Source organism: Prevotella sp. kh1p2, from assembly GCF_900111525.1.
Classification (GTDB): domain Bacteria; phylum Bacteroidota; class Bacteroidia; order Bacteroidales; family Bacteroidaceae; genus Prevotella.
In genome coordinates this window covers 293,441-313,269 of sequence record NZ_FOHY01000001.1, presented here as the reverse complement: position 1 = coordinate 313,269, position 19,829 = coordinate 293,441, and the positions used below count along the sequence as shown (strand labels likewise).

At 56.9% G+C, this 19,829-nt stretch carries 11 protein-coding genes; 5 read left to right on the top strand and 6 right to left on the bottom strand.

Annotated elements, in window-relative coordinates; translation table 11 throughout:
* Positions 1 to 30: 30 nt before the first annotated feature.
* Positions 31 to 1,548, bottom strand: a complete 1,518-nt coding sequence (gltX, locus tag BMW31_RS01385) for a glutamate--tRNA ligase (RefSeq protein WP_091820161.1) — start codon at positions 1,546 to 1,548, stop codon at positions 31 to 33.
* 112 nt (positions 1,549 to 1,660) lie between these two features.
* Between gltX and BMW31_RS01380 the strand changes: the two genes are divergently transcribed.
* Both BMW31_RS01380 and BMW31_RS01375 read left to right on the top strand, forming a co-directional pair.
* Complete coding sequence (locus BMW31_RS01380; RefSeq protein ID WP_091820208.1) at positions 1,661 to 3,754, top strand: HD family phosphohydrolase; 2,094 nt, start codon at positions 1,661 to 1,663, stop codon at positions 3,752 to 3,754.
* 188 nt (positions 3,755 to 3,942) lie between these two features.
* Positions 3,943 to 5,478, top strand: a complete 1,536-nt coding sequence (locus BMW31_RS01375; protein WP_091820159.1) for an outer membrane beta-barrel protein — start codon at positions 3,943 to 3,945, stop codon at positions 5,476 to 5,478.
* 100 nt (positions 5,479 to 5,578) lie between these two features.
* Here BMW31_RS01375 and BMW31_RS01370 read toward each other — a convergent pair whose 3' ends face one another.
* Positions 5,579 to 6,097 carry a hypothetical protein gene (locus tag BMW31_RS01370; protein WP_143049124.1) on the bottom strand — a complete coding sequence of 173 codons (519 nt, stop codon included), beginning with the start codon at positions 6,095 to 6,097 and terminating at the stop codon, positions 5,579 to 5,581.
* Positions 6,098 to 6,463: 366 nt separating this feature from the next.
* Entirely contained in the window at positions 6,464 to 8,734 is a 2,271-nt protein-coding gene (gene priA, locus BMW31_RS01365; RefSeq protein ID WP_091820155.1) for a replication restart helicase PriA, read from the bottom strand.
* Positions 8,735 to 8,873: 139 nt separating this feature from the next.
* On the opposite strand from priA, the gene BMW31_RS01360 reads away from it, so the two are divergent.
* From BMW31_RS01360 to BMW31_RS01350, 3 genes are all read left to right on the top strand, one after another.
* Positions 8,874 to 11,147: a family 20 glycosylhydrolase gene (locus tag BMW31_RS01360; RefSeq protein ID WP_091820153.1), complete on the top strand. Its 2,274-nt coding sequence runs from the start codon at positions 8,874 to 8,876 to the stop codon at positions 11,145 to 11,147.
* 468 nt (positions 11,148 to 11,615) lie between these two features.
* Positions 11,616 to 14,783 (top strand): SusC/RagA family TonB-linked outer membrane protein, encoded by a 3,168-nt coding sequence (locus tag BMW31_RS01355; protein ID WP_091820151.1) that lies wholly within the window; start codon positions 11,616 to 11,618, stop codon positions 14,781 to 14,783.
* An 11-nt stretch (positions 14,784 to 14,794) separates the two neighbouring features.
* Entirely contained in the window at positions 14,795 to 16,381 is a 1,587-nt protein-coding gene (locus tag BMW31_RS01350) for a SusD/RagB family nutrient-binding outer membrane lipoprotein (protein WP_091820149.1), read from the top strand.
* A gap of 269 nt (positions 16,382 to 16,650) precedes the next feature.
* On the opposite strand, the gene BMW31_RS01345 is transcribed toward BMW31_RS01350, so the two are convergent.
* From BMW31_RS01345 to BMW31_RS01335, 3 genes are all read right to left on the bottom strand, one after another.
* Complete coding sequence (locus BMW31_RS01345; RefSeq protein ID WP_091820146.1) at positions 16,651 to 17,412, bottom strand: copper homeostasis protein CutC; 762 nt, start codon at positions 17,410 to 17,412, stop codon at positions 16,651 to 16,653.
* A 396-nt stretch (positions 17,413 to 17,808) separates the two neighbouring features.
* A complete protein-coding gene (locus BMW31_RS01340; RefSeq protein WP_091820144.1) occupies positions 17,809 to 18,972 on the bottom strand; it encodes a MalY/PatB family protein in 1,164 nt (387 codons plus the stop codon).
* Complete coding sequence (locus tag BMW31_RS01335; protein WP_091820141.1) at positions 18,969 to 19,814, bottom strand: DUF3737 family protein; 846 nt, start codon at positions 19,812 to 19,814, stop codon at positions 18,969 to 18,971. Before BMW31_RS01335 ends, BMW31_RS01340 begins: the two co-directional genes overlap by 4 nt.
* Positions 19,815 to 19,829 lie beyond the last annotated feature (15 nt).

The following is a 19,829-nucleotide window of genomic DNA, read 5'->3' as shown; positions in this document are numbered from 1 at the left end:
TCATGCTCCGCAGCGGAGCGCGCCCTTGGTTTATTTCAGAACTTCGATGGCGCGCTGCAGGCGCTTGAGTGTTTCTTCCTTGCCTAAGAAAGCGGAGATATCAAACATGCCGGGACCCTTGCCTATGCCCACCAAAGCAAGGCGGAAAGCGTTCATCACGTCGCCCAGCTTGTAGCCTTTGGCCTCTACCCACTGCATGACAACGGGCTCTTGGCCCTCGACGGAGAAGTCTTCGATGCCCTGCAGCACGCCGGCCAGCTCGGCCATCTGCTGCGCGGAATAATCCTTCCAGCGCTTCTTGACGGTCTTCTCGTCGTACTCCGTGGGGGCAATGAAGAAGAAGGAACAGAGCGGCCAGAGCTCGTGGACAAAGTTCACGCGGTCTTTCATCATGTGAACTACTTGCTTTACGCGGTCAAAAGTCTCGTCAACGCCGTTGCCGGCAACGATGGGCGCAAAGAGTCGGGCTATCTCGTCGTCGCTCTTCTTGAGAATATATTCGTGGTTGAACCAGATGCCTTTCTGGTAATCGAACTTGGCTCCGGCCTTTGAACACTTGCTGATATCGAAGGCGCTGACCAGCTCTTCGAGCGTGAAAAGTTCCTGTTCGGTGCCTGGGTTCCATCCTAACAGGGCGAGGAAGTTGACCACCGCCTCGGGAAAGTAGCCGCTCTCGCGGTAGCCGGAGCTAACTTCGCCGGTCTTGGGGTCGTGCCATTCCAGCGGAAAAACGGGGAAGCCGAGGCGGTCGCCGTCGCGTTTGCTCAGTTTGCCCTTGCCCTCCGGCTTGAGCAACAGCGGCAGATGGGCGAAGCGGGGCATGGTGTCGGCCCAGCCGAAGGCCTCGTACAGCAGCACGTGGAGCGGTGCGCTGGGCAGCCACTCCTCGCCGCGGATAACGTGGGTGATTTCCATCAGGTGGTCGTCTACGATGTTGGCCAGGTGATAAGTGGGCAGTTCGTCGGCGCTCTTGTAGAGCACCTTGTCGTCTAAGATGTCGCTCTTGATGACTACCTCGCCGCGAATCATGTCGTTGACGCGTATCTCGCGGCCCGGTTCTACCTTGAAGCGCACGGTAAACTGCTCGCCTTCGGCCATGCGGCGCTCACATTCTGCCGCGTCCATGGTAAGCGAATTGCGCATCTGCATGCGGGTATGGGCGTCGTACTGGAAGTTCTGAACCTCGCTGCGTTTGGCCTCCAGCTCCTCAGGAGTGTCGAAAGCGTAGTAAGCCTTGCCCTCGTCGAGCAGCTGCTGCACGTACTTCTTGTAAATGTTCCGGCGCTCGCTCTGCCGGTAGGGGCCATGATTGCCGCCGAAGCTCACGCCCTCGTCGAACTTGATACCTAACCAGCGGAAGGACTCGATGATGTAATCTTCGGCTCCGGGAACGAAACGATGGGAGTCTGTATCCTCAATCCTGAAAACCAGCTCGCCGTTATTCTGACGGGCGAAGAGGTAATTGTACAATGCTGTTCTTACGCCTCCGATGTGCAGCGGACCCGTAGGACTTGGTGCGAAACGCACCCTTACTTTTCTTTCAGACATCTCGACAAATGATGATAAGCTATAAATTTTTTGCAAAATTAATACTTTTCTTTGACTATTGGGCATTTTTTTCGTAATTTCGCAAGGTACAAACAGAATAACGAAGACGCAAATGAGAAATGTCAGAACGCTTGGAGAGCATTATTGGCGCAATCTTCTCACCCGGGTGGTGCTTGTTGCTATAACCGTTGTACTCATCGTGTGGTTCCTGCCACGCAATGAGAGCATGCGTTTCAGGTACGATGTGGGGCGCCCGTGGATGTACGGTTCGTTCATTGCCCGGTTCGATTTCCCCATCTACAAGACCGATGAGGCCCTGCAGCGGGAGAAGGATTCGCTCACTACTCTCTTCCAGCCATACTACAACTACAAGGCATCGGTGGAGGCGAAGGAGATTGCCAAGTTCAGGGAAAACTTCAAGGGAGGCATTCCCAACGTACCCGACAAGTACCTGCCCGTCATCATCGACAGGCTGCACAGGCTCTACCAGTCGGGCATCATCAACACTCCGGAGTACAACGACCTGTCAAAAGACTCCACGAACATGGTCAGGGTGGTGAACGGAAAGAACGCCCAGAGCCTCGAGATAAGGTGTATCTTTTCCACTCTCTCGGCCTATGAGCAGCTGTTTACCGACGAGCAGCTGGCCCCCATGCGCCAGGCACTGCAGAAATGTAACCTCAACGAATACATTGAACCTAACCTCGTTTACGACAAACAGCGCAGTGAGACGGAGCTGGACGACATTCTGAGCGGCATATCTCCGGCCAGCGGCATGGTTCTGAGCGGCCAGAAGGTGATTGACAGGGGTGAGATAGTAGATGAGTACGACTACCGCGTGCTCTCCTCCTTTGAGCAGGAGATGAAGCGCCGCAGTGCTACCAAGGCCGAAATCACCACAACCGTCATCGGCCAACTGCTCTTCGTGCTCATCATGGTGTCGCTCTTCACGATGTATCTGGCGCTCTTCCGCCGCGAATACTTTGAGAAGCCGCGCAGCATCACGATGCTGTACACCATGATAACCCTGTTCCCCATCCTCGTCTCACTTATGATGGAGCACCGCCTCTTCAGTGTCTACATCATCCCGTTTGCCATGGCTCCCATGTTCATCCGGGTGTTCATGGACTCGCGCACGGCGTTCATCACGCATGCCGTGATGATATTGCTCTGCGCTGCTGCGGTGAAGTACCAGTACGAGTTCATCATTGTGCAGCTCGTGTCGGGGCTCGTGGCCATTTATTCCCTGCGCGAGTTGTCCAAGCGGTCGCAGCTTTTCAAGACGGCCTTCCTCGTTACGCTGGCCTCGTGTGTTACCTACTTTGCCCTGCAACTCATGCAGGAGAGCGACCTCAGCAAGCTGGACCAGAGCATGTACTTCCACTTCATCGTCAACGGAGTGTTCCTCTTGCTGGCTTACCCGCTGATGTTCTTGATTGAAAAGACCTTCGGTTTCGTCTCCAACGTCACCCTCTTTGAGCTCTCCAACACCAACAAGGGAGTGCTGCGCGACCTCAGCGAGATTGCGCCGGGCACCTTCCAGCACAGCATCACGGTAGCCAATCTGGCCGCGGAGATAGCCAACCGCATTGGCGCCAACAGCCTCTTGGTGCGTACCGGCGCCCTCTACCACGACATAGGCAAGATGGCAAACCCCGTGTTCTTTACCGAGAACCAGGCCGGAGTGAACCCTCACGACAAGATGACTTGCAAGGAGAGCGCCCAGGTCATTATTGGGCACATTGCCGAGGGCGTCAAGCTGGCCGAGAAGTACAACCTGCCGCCGTTCATCAAGGACTTCATCCTCACCCATCAAGGGCGCGGAATGGCCAAATACTTCTACATTAAATATAAGAACGAGCATCCCGACGAGGAGGTTGACCCCGAGCCCTTTACCTACCCGGGGCCCAATCCGTTCACGCGCGAGCAGGCCATCCTCATGATGGCCGACGCCGTTGAGGCTGCCTCACGCTCGCTGACGGAATACACGGAAGAGAGCATCAGCGGGCTGGTTAACAAGCTCGTGGACGAACAGATGGACTGCGGCTTCTTCAAGGAGTGCCCCATCACGTTCCGCGACATTGCCCTGGCCAAGCTGGTTCTTATCGAGCGGCTGAAAGTCATCTACCATACCCGCATCCAATATCCCGAACTCAACACCGGCGAAACCGCCCATACCCCGGTCTCGCAGCCAGCGGCGAACTGACGGCCGGACGAGTTCGGAGCAGCGGACTGCAAGAAACAGCCAGACCGAGCCTTTTCCTCGTGCAGATGATAGCATTTGTACGAGGAAAAGGCTCGGTTCGGTTAACATAGCTTAAATATTCATCTTAAAAAAGCGAAGAATAGAACAATATTCCTAACTTTGCAGCCAATATTTTACAGAAAATTAAGATGAACAAGTTAAAAACAGTCTTCATGGGGCTTTCCATGCTGACTTTTTCCGCACCACTCCTGGCCGGCGGACTTCTAACGAACACCAATCAGAACATCGCTTTCAACCGAAACTTCGCCCGCGACGGCGCCATCGGCATCGACGGTGTTTACTCCAATCCTGCCGGCGTAGCCTTCCTTGGCCGCGGACTCCATCTCTCTCTCAATATCCAGAACGTGTACCAGACGCGCGTCATCAACAGTGGCATCACCGTGCCGGCGCTTGAGGGCACCCCTTACTACCAGCCTTTCAGGTTCAACGGAGGCGATGAGAACGGCATCAAGCAGTTCAAGGGCAAGGCCTCCGTGCCCATCCTGCCCTCTTTCCAGGCTGCACTTAACTATGATAACTGGGGCTTCCAGCTCGGTTTTGCCCTCCACGGAGGCGGTGGCCGCGCCACTTTTAACGACGGCCTCGGCTCCTTCGAGCGGCAGATAGCCCTCATTCCGGCACTGCTCTACCAGCAAGGACTCACCTCCGACAAGCCCGGCTACAGCGTGAGCAGCTACGTCTCAGGCCAGCAGTACATCTATGGCGTGCAGATGGGTGCCACGTACAAGATAAACAAACACATGGCCGTGTACGGCGGTTTCCGCTTTAATTACATCTGGAACAAGTACGAAGGCAACATTACCAACATCTCCGCAAACATCGGAGGGGCCAATGAGAACCTCTTCAACTACTTCTCCAGTCAGGCCGAAACCTACAAGAACATGGCTTTCTACTACAAGATGCGGGCCACGGAGATGGCCTCCAATCCCGAAGCACAGGCGCAGTATCAGGCCATCTCGGCACGATATGCGCAGGGGGCCGAGCAGATGGACGCCACCAAGGCACAGTTTGCCGACAAGTATCTGGACTGTACACAGGAGGGATGGGGCATCACGCCCATCATCGGATTTGACTACAACTTCGGCAAACTCAATCTGGCAACGCGCCTGGAGTTCACTACACACTTCAACATCGAGAACCATACCAAGCGCGATGACACCGGGCTGTTCCAGGACGGAGTAAATACACCCAACGACCTGCCCGGCGTCTGGACCCTCGGTGCACAGTATTCGGTGTCGCCATCGGTACGAGTAATGGCCAGCTACCACTACTTCTTCGACAAGGATGCAGAGATGGCAGACAACAAACAGACCAAACTCTCCGGCAACACGCAGGAGTTTCTGGCCGGCGCCGAGTGGGACATCACCCGCCACATCACCGTCAGTGCAGGCGGACAGCGTACCAGCTACGGCCTTGGCGACGGCGGTTACCTGAACGACATGAGCTTTGTAACGAGCAGCTACTCCTTTGGCTTCGGCGCCAAAGTTAAGATTGCAAAGAACGCGAGCATCAACATTGCCTACTTCTGGACCGACTACGAGCACTTCAACAAGGAGTACCCGCAGACCATCTCGGCCGCAGGCAGGAGCGTAGAGGTGCACAACACCGACAACTTCACGCGTACCAACAAGGTGTTGGGCGTGGGTCTCGACATCGACTTCTAATCTCTCTTTCTACCAAAAACCTCCCGGAGCCATTCCCGCCGCCGCCAAAGGCACGCAGGAATGGCTCCTATTTTAGTTTGTATCGGCCCGAAACGGGATGTTATTTAAGTATTGTTATGCCCAGCGAAGCGAACACAATGCTCATGTTTTGCATGCCCGGCGTGCGAGAGTCCACATATTTGTAGCCCACGGAAAATACAGGCGAGAACTTTGACGAGCTGTCATCGGTCAGCGAGAGCCACAGTTCGTAGTTGGTATGTTTCCAGTCTGGGCTCCCGTAAGTGGTGTTTACGCGGCCGCGAACCTCGATGGCGTGCGGATTGTCTCCCTCATAGAAGTTGATGCCATCCCACAGTCTGTAACCCAGACCGCCGCCAATAGAGGCGCTCTTCAGATAAGTTTTCACGCCCTCCGTTTTACGCAGAGCCAGCGTACCGGGCAGGTCGAAGTACACCGTAAACTTGTTCACCGGCTCTACTCCTACTGCAAAGTGGCTCGTCAGCAGAGCTACATCATGCTGTCTGGGGCTCACCGTAAAGTCTTCTTCTATGAAAAGCTTTTGCCCGAACAGCAACATTGGCGACAAGCAGGCTAACAACAGTAATGCAATCTTTCTCATATTATTATTTATTTAGATGGGTATGCCGTTTCTCCTCTGTAATAGCAAGGTGGTATGATCAATGGGTTTGATAGCAAATTGAGTGTTTCTTATAGCGCAAATATAGGAAAAGAATGCAATGGTTGTAAACGATTATTTACTTTATTTAGATTTATTATACAAAAAAAACAAATCTATTAACTTTATTTAAGATAACAAGTGTCAATCTCAAGACATTGTAATGGAGTTGCCGGAAGCTACCTGCAACGGTTCAGAAGATGCCTTTCGGGAACTTTCGACAGGTGTCGAAGATGAATGCGACAAGTGTCGAACAATCGTGCGACAGGTGTCGAAAGTTCCCGGAGGATGTTTCCGGGCCGCCCGAGGCTACTGCGGGTCAACGTCGTAATATACTTGCAGGGCGGCAAAGCGCTTGTCCTGCATGAGCAGTTGCCGGGCCTGGCGCAGGTACTGGCGCACGGCGGCGCGGTCGAGTCCGTTCTCCAGCTTGAGCACTATCTTGCGTATGTTCATCGACTTCACGCGGGCAACGGCCGGTTTGTCGGGCCCCAGCACGCGCGCTCCGAACCACTGGCGCAGCTGGCTGCCCATCATGATGCCGGCGGTTTCCACGAGGCTGTCCTTTGAATGCTTGAGGTACACGTACACAAGGTGGTAGAAAGGCGGATAGCGGAACAGCCGGCGCTCCTCCATCAGCTCGTTGTAGAAGCCCTCGTAGTCGTGGCCCACCACCTGGCGGATAACAGCAAGGTCGGGGTTCTTGGTCTGCAGCATCACCAGTCCGCGCTTTCCACGCCGTCCGGCGCGCCCACTGACCTGCGACATCATCATGAACGCGTGCTCGTAGGCACGAAAGTCGGGGTAGTTAAGCATGGAGTCGGCGTTCAGAATGCCCACTACACTCACGCGGTCGAAGTCGAGTCCCTTGCTTATCATCTGCGTTCCGATGAGCACGTTGGTGCGTCCTTCGGCAAAATCGCTTATCAGTCGCTCGTACGCCTGCCGTGTGCGGGTGGTGTCAAGGTCCATTCGGGCCACGCGGGCCTCGGGTATCAGGTCGCGGATGTAGTCCTCTATCTTCTCCGTACCGTAGCCCCGGCCGGTGAGGTCGGTGTTACCGCAGTTGGGGCAGGCCGCCGGCACCTGGTACGTAAAGCCGCAGTAGTGGCACGTGAGCTGGTTCAGGTTCTTGTGATAGGTAAGCGACACGTCGCAGTTCTTGCACTTAGGAACCCATCCGCACACCTTACACTCCAGCATGGGGGCGAACCCCCGCCGGTTCTGAAACAAGATTACCTGCCGTTGCTGGCCCAGAGCCTCGCGCACGGCAGCCAGCAGCTGGGGCGAGAAGGGGCCGCTCATGAGCTTTCGGCGCTGCAGGTCTTTGATGTCAACCACCTGTATCTGGGGCAGGCTGATGCCCTTGTAACGGGTCGAGAGCTGCACGTAGCCGTACTTGCCCGTCATGGCGTTGTGGTACGACTCCATGCTCGGAGTGGCCGTACCCAGCACGGTCTTGGCCCCGGAGAGCCGTGCCAGCATGATGGCTGCACTGCGCGCATGGTAGCGGGGGGCCGGTTCCTCCTGCTTGAAGGAGGTCTCGTGCTCCTCGTCAACAATGACCAGACCGAGCTGGCGGAACGGAAGAAAGACGGCGCTGCGTGCCCCCAGGATGATGTCGTACGGGTGCGGAGAGAGCTGCTTCTTCCATATCTCCACGCGTTCGGCGTCGGAATACTTGGAGTGATAGATGCCCAGGCGGCTTCCGAACACCCGTTGCAGGCGCGAGGTTATCTGCACCGTGAGGGCTATCTCGGGCAAGAGGTAGAGTACCTGGCGGTGTTCCTGCAGGGCCTTGGCTATGAGATGGATGTAGATTTCGGTCTTGCCGCTCGACGTAACGCCATGCAGCAGCACCACGTTCTTGCTCATCGATTGCAGCAGAATGTGGTTGTAGGCATCCTGCTGGGCCTCGTTCAGGCGTTTGATGTTCTCCGGATGGGGCTCGCCGCCGCGGTTCAGGCGTCCCACCTCACGCTGGTAGGCTACCAGGAACTTGCGTTCGGTGAGCGACTTGATGACAGCAGCCGTGCAGTGGGTGGTGTTCATCAGCTCGTCGCGCGTGATTTCTTCCACCTCCTCGGCCGTTGCGTCGCCCTCGAGCGTGTCCCAGTGCGACATGGCCAGATACTCCATGAACACTTGCTGCTGCCTGGCGGCGCGGCCGAAGGTGCTCAGCGCCACGTGCAGTGCGTGCTCATGGCGCAGCGGTTCGGCCAGTTTAACGTACAGTTCGGTGCGTGGACGGTAGCCGTCCTCGGCCTTCAGCCCCGCCGGCAGGGCCGCCTTGTACACGTCGCCCAATGGAGCCATGTAGTAATCGGCTATCCACTGCCAGAGCGAGAACTGCGTAGAGAGCAGCACGGGCTCGTCATCAAGCACGGCGTAGATGTCGCGCACGTCGAAGTCGGGCTTGCTGTCGTGCTGTCGAAGCACCAGGGCAGTGTAGGTCTTGGTCTTGCCCAGCGGCACCAGTACGCGCACGCCGGCCACCGCCTTGGACTGCATGGCGGCGGGAACGGCATAAGTGAAAGTGCCCTCAAGGGGCAACGGCAGGATTACGTCGACGTACTTCATAGGTGCAAAGATAACACATTTCGGCCAAACTCCATCGTCTCGCCAGGGCTAAAACCTCGTATTTGCCTATTGTTTGGCCATTGATGATGGCTTTGTGAGAATAATTGCGTACTTTTGTAAGCAAGAAACCAGAAACCAGATGAAAACCTTCAAGCTAACAATGATTGTCGGCTTGCTGTGCGTGAGCCTTGCGGCAGCGGCCCAGCAGCAGGCCTTGATTCCCGTGCCCAACCATGTAGAGTGGGGCAGCGGGCAGTATCTGCTCCCCCGGAGCGTAACCATCAGTTGCCAGAATGCAAGTCTGCGGCCGGCCGCGCAGTACCTATCAGGGCTGCTCTCGCGTGCTACCGGCTACAAAATAGGCCTGACAAAATGCGGCGGCACCATCCGCTTGGCCCTGCAGACCGGGGGCAAGACGGGCGCCTACAGGCTCTCCGTGGGCCGCGGGGGCGTACAGATAAGCGGCTGCGGTTACGCCGGCGTCGTCAATGGTATTGCCACCCTGCGGCAGCTCTTTGACGATGCGGTGGAGCTGAAGACGGCCTCCGCCGGCCGCCGGTGGACGCTGCCGTACGTCGAGATAGCCGATGAGCCGCGCTTCGAGTGGCGTGGCATGGAGCTCGACTGCTCGCGCCACTTTTTCACCAAGCAGGAAGTAGAGGAGCTGCTCGACGTACTCGCGCTCTATAAAATCAACAAGTTCCACTGGCATCTCACCGATGACCAGGGCTGGCGGATAGAAATCAAGAAGTATCCTCTGCTCACTCAGAACGGCGGATGGCGCACGTACAACAACCAGGACAGCACCTGCCTCAGCCGCGCCAAGGCCGAGGATAACCCCGATATGGTGGTAGATAAAACCAAGACCCGCACCGACGCGCAGGGCCGCACGCTCTACGGAGGCTACTACACGCAGCAGGACATCCGCGAGATAGTGGCCTACGCCGGCACAAGAGGCATAGAGGTGATACCCGAAATAGACATGCCGGGCCACAGCCTGGCCGCCATCAATAACTACGAAGGCCTCTCCTGCTTCCCCCAAACGGGGTGGGGCAAGTTCTTCACCACGCCACTCTGCCCCGGTAAAGACAAGATGCTGGACTTCTGTAAGGACGTGTGGCGCGAGGTGTTCGGCCTCTTTCCGTCTAAATATGTGCACATTGGAGGCGATGAGGTGGACATGACCAACTGGAAGAAATGCCCCGACTGCCAGCGCCGCATGCGTGAGAACGGACTGCAGACCGAGGCCCAGTTGCAGGCGTGGTTCCTGCATCAGATGGAAGACTTCTTTACATCAAACGGCCGGAAGATGATAGGCTGGGACGAAATCATTGAGGGCGGGCTCTCTGCTACGGCCACTGTAATGTGGTGGCGCACGTGGGCACCGCGCGCGATGAAGCAAACCACCGGCCACGGTAACCACGTTATCTGCACGCCCAACGCACAGTTCTACCTCGACTACGAGGAAGACAAGAACAGCATTGCCAACATCTACCGCTTCAATCCGCAGCCCGCCGACCTCACCGAGGCCGAAAGGCAGCTCGTACTGGGTGTGCAGGGAAACCTCTGGACCGAGCAGGTACCCACGCGCGAGCGCATGTTCCACATGGCTTTTCCGCGCATGCTGGCCGTTGCGGAGCTTGGGTGGAGCAAGCCCGAGACGATGAACCTCGGCGACTTCAACCGTCGCCTGGCCGGCCACTACAGCCGCTTGCGCCGGCTGGGCGTTACCTACCGCATACCTGACCTTACGGGCTTTTACAACACCAACGTGTTTACGGACCGCGCGCAGGTTAAGATTGGCTGCCTCGACCCGTCGGCCGTAATCCGTTACACCACCGACGGCACCTTGCCGCAGGCCGACTCCAAGCGCTACGAAGGCCCCTTCGAGATAACCGAGAGCACCGACTTCACGTTCCGAACCTTCGGCCCCAATGGCCGCAAGGGCGGCGTGGTGAAGTGCCGTTATATAAAAGAGGTGTTGTCGCCTGCCGTCAATGCGCAGCCCGGCCGGCCGGGATTGCAGGCCGTGTGGCATGATTTCGGCGGCGTGCGCTGTGCCGATATCGACAAAGCCAAGGTGAACGGACGCTACGAAGTGCGCGATGTGCTGATACCGGAAGGCGTGAAAGGCAACATCGGCCTGGTGCTCACAGGCTACATCAACATACCGGCCGACGGCATCTATACCTTCGCCCTGCTCTCCGACGACGGCAGCTGGCTGAAGATAGACGGGCAGATGGTGGTCGACAACGACGGCGAACACTCGCCCCGGGAGCTCATCGGACAGCGTGCACTCAAAGCAGGAATGCACCCGATAGACGTGCATTACTTCGACCACAACGGCGGTCAGCTCCGCCTGCGCGTGCTCGACGCGGGTGGAAAGCCGCTCTCCGGTTGCTTCAAATTCTAACAGCAGAGGCCCCGGCAGGCTCCCCGCAGCCTGCTTGGGGTGGCATGCGCCCGTGCGAAGGCTGTCGGGTTCAGCCCCATGACATAACCATCAGAAAGCGCTGTAAGCCAGTGCATTACCCTCTCTGCTGCCCTCCCATTTTCCCGGAGGTGCCGTTCAAGCCTCTAAAAGGTATCGTTCAAGGCCCTTGGAGCTATCCTTCAAGCGGCTTGAACGATACCTTTTGTTTTTCCGTTCGGCAGAGGCTGTCTTTTCCGCCGGGTGCTGTGGCCAGGCTGAAGCCTGTCAGCAAGCGTGCTGCTCACTGTCATTTCATTTGCTGATAGCTGTAATTAATGCCGATATTGTAATTGTTTTTCGATTTTTCTGGTAAGCAACGAAATTATTTTTCGAAATCTCTTGCATATATTAAAAGTATAGTCTAAATTTGCGAATGATTACTTAATCATTTAATATAACTATCTAATTATGAGTAGCCAGAAACATGAAAAACGATTGAGAAAGGTCTCCTGTGCCTTTCTGCTTGGCCTGTTCTGTCTCAATGGCGGTGCTGCCAAGGCAGTAACACACGTGCCGGGCACCCTGCTTGCACAGCAACAGGAACGCACAATCAATGGTATTGTGCTGGATGAGACGGGCGAACCCGTCATCGGAGCCAGCATCAAGATGGACGGAACGGGCGTGGGCGCCGTGTCGGACGTTGACGGCAAGTTCTCCATCACCATCAAGGGAGAGGGAAACCTGTTGGTTTCTTACCTCGGTTATCAGTCACAAACCATCGCCACTGCAGGCAAGTCGGACTTCCGCGTGGTGCTTCAGCCGGGCGACAACAGCCTGGACGAGGTCGTGGTAACGGCCTTGGGCATCAAGCGAGAGAAAAAAGCGCTGGGCTATGCGATGCAGGAGGTGAAGACCGATGGGCTCACGGAGAACAAGAACTTCAGTGTGGCCAACATGCTGCAGGGCAAGGTTGCCGGCGTTCAGATAGCCCAGTCGGGCACGGGCTTGGGCGGTTCAACGCGCATCATCATGCGCGGTCTCAACTCGCTTAGCGGCAACAACCAGCCGCTGTGGGTGGTAGACGGCATGCCCATCAGCGACAACAGCGTGGGCCAGGCCGACCAGTGGGGCGGTTCCGACTACTCGGGCGCCGCTGCCGAGATAAACCCGGAGGACATAGAGAGCATCTCCATCCTCAAAGGAGCCAATGCTGCAGCCCTCTACGGGTCGCGTGCACAGAGCGGTGCCATCGTCATCACGACCAAGAAAGGGCGCCTCAACCAGCCGTTGCGCGTTGAGTACAACGGCACGCTGAGCATTACCAACGCCTATTCTCCTTACGACTACCAGAACATCTACGGCCAAGGAAACGCCGGAAAGTATGACATCCAGTCGAAGATGAGCTGGGGTCCGCGCATGCAAGGGCAAACAATAGACAACTGGCGGAGCGTGTTCTACGGCGATACTCGTTACGAGCCGTACGCTCTCACGCCGCAGAAGGACTACATCAAGGACTTTTACGAGACCGGAGTTGCCTACACCAACACCCTTACTGCTACGGCCGGAGGCGACAATCTGATGGGGCGCTTCTCCTTCACCGACTCCCGTGCCAACGACATCGTGCCTAACTACAAGCAGAACAGGCAGTATTTTGACCTGAATACGGAGTTCCGCAGCGGCTTCCTCACATTGGGCGCCAAGGTAAACTACATGCACGAGAAGACTTACAACAGGCCCGGACAGGGCGAATACGGCCTCATGGTGCAGCTGGTAAAGATGCCCCGGGGCATCCGCCTGGCCGACTTGCGCAGCCCGCGCGGCATCGGCAACTACATATATAATAATGTGAACTGGTCTGGACCGAGTGATAATTACGCCAATCCGTATGCCCTCACGATGTCCGAAAACGGCAACCGCATGGATCGCAACCGGCTGATAGGGCAGGTGAGTGCCTCGTTCAGGTTCACCGACTACCTGCATCTGACGGGCCGTGCGGGCGTAGACTGGTTCAATGACCAGATAAAGAACTTCAATACTCTGCCCGACCCAACGTCTTCGGCATCGCAGTACGTGAACAATTCGCTTACCAACAAGGAGTTCAATGCCGACCTGATACTCTACTTCGACAAGACTTTCGGCGACTTTTCCGTCAATGCCAACGCCGGTGCTTCGGTGATGAACCGCCGCAACGACGGGCTGGCAGGCTACTCCGGGCTCTTTGCCACGCCCGGTGTTATCGGCCTGGCAAACGGCCTGACGCAAACAGTAAGCGAGGCATACGCCAAGAAGGAAATCCAGTCTCTGTTCTTCTCAGCCTCTTTCGGGTACAAGAACTTCGCCTACCTGGACATCACCGGCCGCAACGACTGGTCGTCTACGCTGCCCAAGACCAACCGTTCGTACTTCTATCCATCGGTGAGCGCCAGCGTTATTCTGTCCGAGGCACTCAAGCTCCCGGCATGGGTAACGTACTGGAAGGTAAGAGGCTCGTGGGCCCAAGTGGGCAACGACACCGATCCCTACAAGCTGGCAGAGCTCTACTACCTCTGGACTTCGGGCGATAAACTTGATGCCTCGGGCGACAAAGTGAACCCCGCCATCATCAAGGAGTACAAGAGCAAGGTTAAGGCTCTGGCCGATCTGAAGCCCGAGAAGACCAATTCGGCCGAGATAGGTACCGAAGCCCACTTCCTCGACAACCGCCTGAGCGTGGACTTCACCTACTATACAACCAGCACGACCAACCAGATTTTGAGCGTCAACATGCCCGGTTCGTCAGGCTACATATCAAAAAGCATCAACGCGGGAAAGATAAAGAGCCACGGTGTTGAGCTCATGCTGGCCGGTACTCCTGTCAAGACGCAGGACTGGCAGTGGGATGTAAGCCTGAACTGGGGCCTGAACCGCACCCGTTGTGAGACACTTGACCCGGAGATTTCGCGCTTTTCGCTTGGCGGAACGCGTGTAGGAGAAGTCGTGGTGAACGAAGGCGGCAAGTTTGGTGACATCGTTGGCAACGCCTACAAGCGTGATGCAAACGGCAACATCGTGGTAGACGCCAACGGCCTTCCGGAGAAGGAGTCGGACAAGGTGATAGGTAACATGCTGCCCAACTGGACCGGTTCGCTGGGCACAACACTGCGTTGGCGAGACCTCTCCTTCTCTGCACTGCTCGACATACGGCAAGGCGGCAAGTTCATCTCTAACACCGACAACTACGCCTGCCAGCAAGGAACGTCGGCAAAGACCGTCTACGGGCGCGAGAACGGTGAGCAGATAGTGGTCAAAGGCGTAACAGCAGACGGCCAGCCCAATACCAAGGGCGTGAGTGCCGAGAACTACTGGACCAACATAGCAGGCCCCGAAGGCATTGCCGAGGCCTTCCTCTACAGCGGCAGCTACGTCAAGATGCGCGAGATGTCGGTAGGTTACATCCTGCCCCAGGCATGGTTCAGCCGCACGCCCATTAAGTACGTGAAGCTCTCACTCGTAGGCCGCGACCTCTTCTACCTGCACAAGAGCGCCCCCGTTAACCCCGAGGGAGCCTTCTCGCGCAATGACTACGCGCAGGCATTCGAGCTCGCCTCCATGCCTCCTACGCGCTCTATAGGCTTCTCACTCAATGTTAAATTCTAATTCAGATACTCATGAAACGCAATATCTTACAACGAATAGGAAGCGCCTGCATGATGGTCGTGCTGACTGTTAGCTGCACCGACGACTTCGACAACATGAACAAAGACCCCATGGGCATTACCGACGGCGACCCTGCCTACATGCTCCCCTACATCGAGGAGCAAGGGTCAAGGATGGGGTCGTGGGAATATCAGGTGGGCGACAACCTGCACACCAACCTCTACGCACAGTATTTTGCCAACTCGGCGGCCTACTTCAACTCCGGCAGCTATACCTACAACAGCGCTTGGGTGACAGATGGATTCTGGAATTCGTACTACGTCGGCGTGCTCAAACAGAAGAAGGCAGTGGACGAGATGATGGCTTCGCATCCCGAATACGGCAACATCTACCAGGTGATACGCATCTTCACGGCACGCTGCACGGCGCAGACGACCGACATCTTCGGCGACATTCCCTACACCGAAGCGGCCCTGGGAAACAGCAATGCCAAGTATGACAGCCAGCAGAGCATCTACAACGACATCTTCAAGGAGCTGACCGAAGCCTCTGAGGAGCTGTCGGCACACCTCACCGATGCCATGATGGTGGGCTTCAAAAACAACCAGGACCTCATCTACAACGGCGACCTGAGCAAGTGGGTGAAGCTGGCCAACTCGCTCCGCCTGCGCTATGCGCTGCGCCTGAGCTATGTTGACCCCGCCAAGGCCAAGGCCGAAGGCGAGGCTGCACTCAAGGCTCAGGGCGGGCTCTTGGGTGCAAATGCCGACAATGCCGGCGTCTACATCTCCGGCACCGGTGCCAACGGGTGGCCTTTGTTCCAGATTTCAGGCTGGGGAGAGTTCTGCATGAGCAAGACGATGGAGAACATGCTGAAGCACACGAGCACCGTACTCGACCCGCGGACAGCGCTCTGGTTCGGCCATACCAAGAAGTCGAAGGCCGCCTCGCCGCAATATGCAGGCGTGCCCAACGGACTGGCTTCCGAGGCTCTTGCTGCCTATCCCGACGACAGCCGCTCGTATGTGTGGGGTCTGCAGGCCATGCCCGGCTGGAACACCAACGACAACAGCGAGAGCACCTTCTGCATCTCCAAGCGCATGAAGATAATGGACTACTCCGAAGTCTGCTTCCTCCGGGCCGAAGCCGCGCTGCATGGATGGGCCGGGGCAGGTGATGCCAAGGCTGCCTACGAGGCCGGCATACAGGCTTCGTTTGATGCAGAACGCGAGGGAGTGGACAAGTCCTACTATTCTACTGCCAACGACCAGACCTACAAGACCACAGGCAGCGTGAAGTGGGAGTCGCAGAGCAGCGAGGAAGGTCACCTGGGTCAAATCATCACGCAGAAGTGGCTGGCGCTCTATCCCGATGGCGTTGAGGCCTGGAGTGAGTTCCGCCGCACGGGCTATCCGGCCCTCATGCCGGTGGCCGTGACCCTCGAAACGACTCTTCCCGCAGGCCAGTTCATCAAGAAACTGCGCTATACGGACGACGAACTGCGCGAGAATTCCAACGCTTCTGACAAGGCGCTGAACAGCGGAAAGGGTGATGGCATGAGCGTGCGTGTTTGGTGGGACACGGGCAGAGTGCACTGACGCGCCGCCTGAAAGCCACCTCCGCATCATCTGTTTTTCAGGATTTCACTCTATAAACAAGCCGGATACAAGAGCAACTTGCTGCTTGTATCCGGCTGTTTTTTGCCTTCTTTGTAAAGTGCTGATAATGAACGGCTTTCCCGAAGCTGCCGTTCAAGCCGCCTGAAGGTATCGTTCAAGGGCCTTGGAGCTATCCTTCAAGCGGCTTGAACGATAGCTTTTGCTTTGCCACGTGGCTGCGGCTGCATTCCTGCTGCGGTGTTTGCGGCTTATTCACCGCGGTCGATGAGGCTGCTGATGGTGGCCCGCACGCGGCGCGGGGTGGTGTAGAGAAGGGTGTCCTCGTCGGCATCGGGGCTGCCCATGAACACGGCGGGGTTCCGGAACAGCATCTTGCCGGCCACGCGTTCGCGCGCCGAGAAGTGGTACTCGCGTATGCCGGTGGCGGCGTAGATGGCGTGTATGTTCGTTTCGTTTACCCCGCAGCCGGCCAGCAGGATAATGCGGCCGGCGGCCTGGCGGTGCAGGCGGGCCAGCAGAGCGGTGCCCTGGTCGGCCGTGGGTTGCTGTCCGGAGGTGAGAATGCGGTCGAAACCCAGGCTGATGAGCTGTTCCAGCGCCGCCGTAGGATTGCTGCAGCGGTCGAAAGCGCGGTGAAAGGTAACGCTCATGCCCTGGGCCGAGGCCAGCAGGCGGCTGTTGGCTTCGGCGTCGATGCTGCCGTCGGGGTTCAGGCAGCCGAAGACCACGCCGTCGGCTCCCAGCTCCTTGGCCGCGCGGATGTCGGCTTCCATGCGCTCCAGTTCCAGGGGCGAGTAGACAAAGTGGCCGCCGCGCGGGCGGATGATGACGTGCAGGCGGGTGGTGGTGAGCAGCCGCCGGGCCACTGTTATTTCTCCGTAAGAGGGTGTGGTGCCGCCTTCGGGTATGCCGGCGCACAGTTCTACTCTGTCTGCTCCGCCCTCTTGGGCGGCCAGACAGCTCTCAACGCCGTTGGCGCAAATCTCGAATTTAAAGTTTTCTCGGGTCATGGGGGGTTGGGTGTTGGGTGTTGGAATTACGGGTGTTGGATGTTAGGTGATGGGTGATGATGGAGTGTTTTGTTGCTGATTTTTGTTTATGGGGGGCTTACCTATTATAATCAGCAGTGGTGGCGTAGCGTTTCCTCCCCTTAGAAAGGGGAGGTTAGGAGGGGATGATATCTTAAGCAGCCTTGCTAATTCCTGCTATCAAGTCATCCCCTCCTCCGCCTCCCCTTGGAAAGGGGAGGTTACCAGTTTGTCTTCTTGCAAATTGTTGCTGATTTATTCTTGCTATCAAACAAGCTCATCGCAATCGAAAAAATACTCTGTTACTCTGTCTTTAATCATTAGGAGCTAATCAGCAGGAAACCTGCAGCTGCCTTTCCTCTTCTTAAAAAGGGCAGATTACCGGGCCAGCACGCGGGCGATACGCTCCAAACCTTGCATCATGCGGGCGCGTGGACAGGCGATGTTGATGCGCAGGTAGCCCTCGCCGGCCTGCCTGCCGTACATCGTTCCGCTGTTTACCAGCACGCGGCCCTCCTTCAGCAGCTTGTCGGTGGCCTCGTCGGAGGTTATTCCCAGCGCCGTGATGTCTACCCAGACGAGGTACGTTCCCTCAAGTCTGATGACCTCCAACTGCGGCATCCGCTCGGCGAAAAACCGCTTCAGCTCCGTGTAGTTGCCCCAGATGTAAGCGTTGAGCTGCTCGAGCCACTCCTCTCCCTCATTGTAGGCAGCCTCCAGGGCGATGGGGCCGAAGGGGTTGACGTCGCAAACCTCGTTGATGTTGATGGCCCTGTCAATCCTCCGTCGGGTCTCCGCGTCGTTGCAAATGATGTTGGCTATCTGCAAACCGGCTGTGTTAAACGACTTGGAGGGCGAGTTCAGCGTCACGCTGTTATTGAGGCAAGCCTGCGAGGCGGCAGCAAACGGCGTGTAGGTGTGGCCCGGCATGGTGAGCTCGCAGTGTATCTCGTCGCTTATCACGCGTACATGGTGCCTCTGGCAGATGTCGTTCATGCGCGTGAGTTCTTCCTTCGTCCACACGCGGCAGGCCGGGTTGTGAGGGTTGCAGAGCAGGAAGAGGGTCGTTTTCTCGTCGGAGCACTTGCTCTCAAAGTCGTCGAAGTCGATGCTGTAGCTGTCGCCCTGCCTGATGAGCGGGCTCTCCACGACCTCGCACCCTTGGTTGCGGATGGAGGAAAAGAAGCAGTTGTAGACCGGCGTCTGCACGAGTACGCGCTCTCCCGGCATGCTGAGCGCCTTGATGGCGCACGATAGGGCGGGCACAACCCCTGATGTGTAGAGTATCCACTCGCGGTTGATGGACCACCCGTGGCGCCGGCCGAACCAGCTGATAACGGCCTCGTAGTACGTTTCGGGCACCAGCGTGTAGCCGAAGATGCCGTGGTCAACGCGGCGCCGGAGAGCCTCCGTGATGCACGGAGCAGTCTCGAAGTCCATGTCGGCCACCCACATGGGCAGCACGTCGCTCTCGGCCGTGATGTCCCACTTATAGGAGTTGGTGCCGCGGCGGTGGGTATCCTTGTCGAAACTGTAGGTCATGCGCGTGTCTCGATGATGCAGTCGTGGCCTTTGGCAAACTCGTCGTAGGTTACGGAACCTATGCTGTCGGCCACTATCCGGCCCGAAATGGGGTTCTTGATGTTGGTGATGGCGCCCTTAATCTGTGCGCTGATGTTGGTGCAGTCCTCAAAGGCGCGGTCGCAGGCGGCATCGAAGGTGCAGTCTTCGAGCGTGATGTGGTCGGCATAACAGAGCGGTTGCTCACCGCCGATGTGGCAGCGCACCAGCCTTACATTCTTGCTGTGCCAGGCCAGGTACTCGCCATCAATCTCCGAATCGTAGATGGTCACGTTGTTACACTCCCAGAAGGAGTCCTTTGTAACAATCTTGGCATGGTGCAGCTCCACGTTTTCGCAGTACTGGAACACGTACTTCGCGTCGGACGTAAGTCCGTTTACGTAGATGTTACGGGAAAACATGAAGGGGTAGGTTCCCTCGTGCAGCTCCACGTTCTTGAGCCTGAGACCGTCTACTTTCCAAAAAGTTTCGTCGGCATCGTTAATCTTCACGTTCTCCAGTTCAAGGTTCTTCATCTCGCGGAAGAACTTGGGGCCGTCGATTACGCAGTCCTTCATCACCATGTCGTTGCTGTACCAGATGGCCGAGCGGCTGCCCGGCGCAAAGTAGCAGTTGCTGATGAGGCTGCCGTCAACGTGCCACCAGGGGTACTTACCGTAGAATTTCGAGTTGTTGCATTCCAGGTTCTGACAGCATTTAATGCCCGACTCGCCGTCGGTAATGGTAATGTTTTCCAGTCGGAAATCGTGCATGCCGAACAGCGGACGCTCGCCTCCGAATTCCTTATCCTTAACTAAATCCATTTTTACTTATACCTA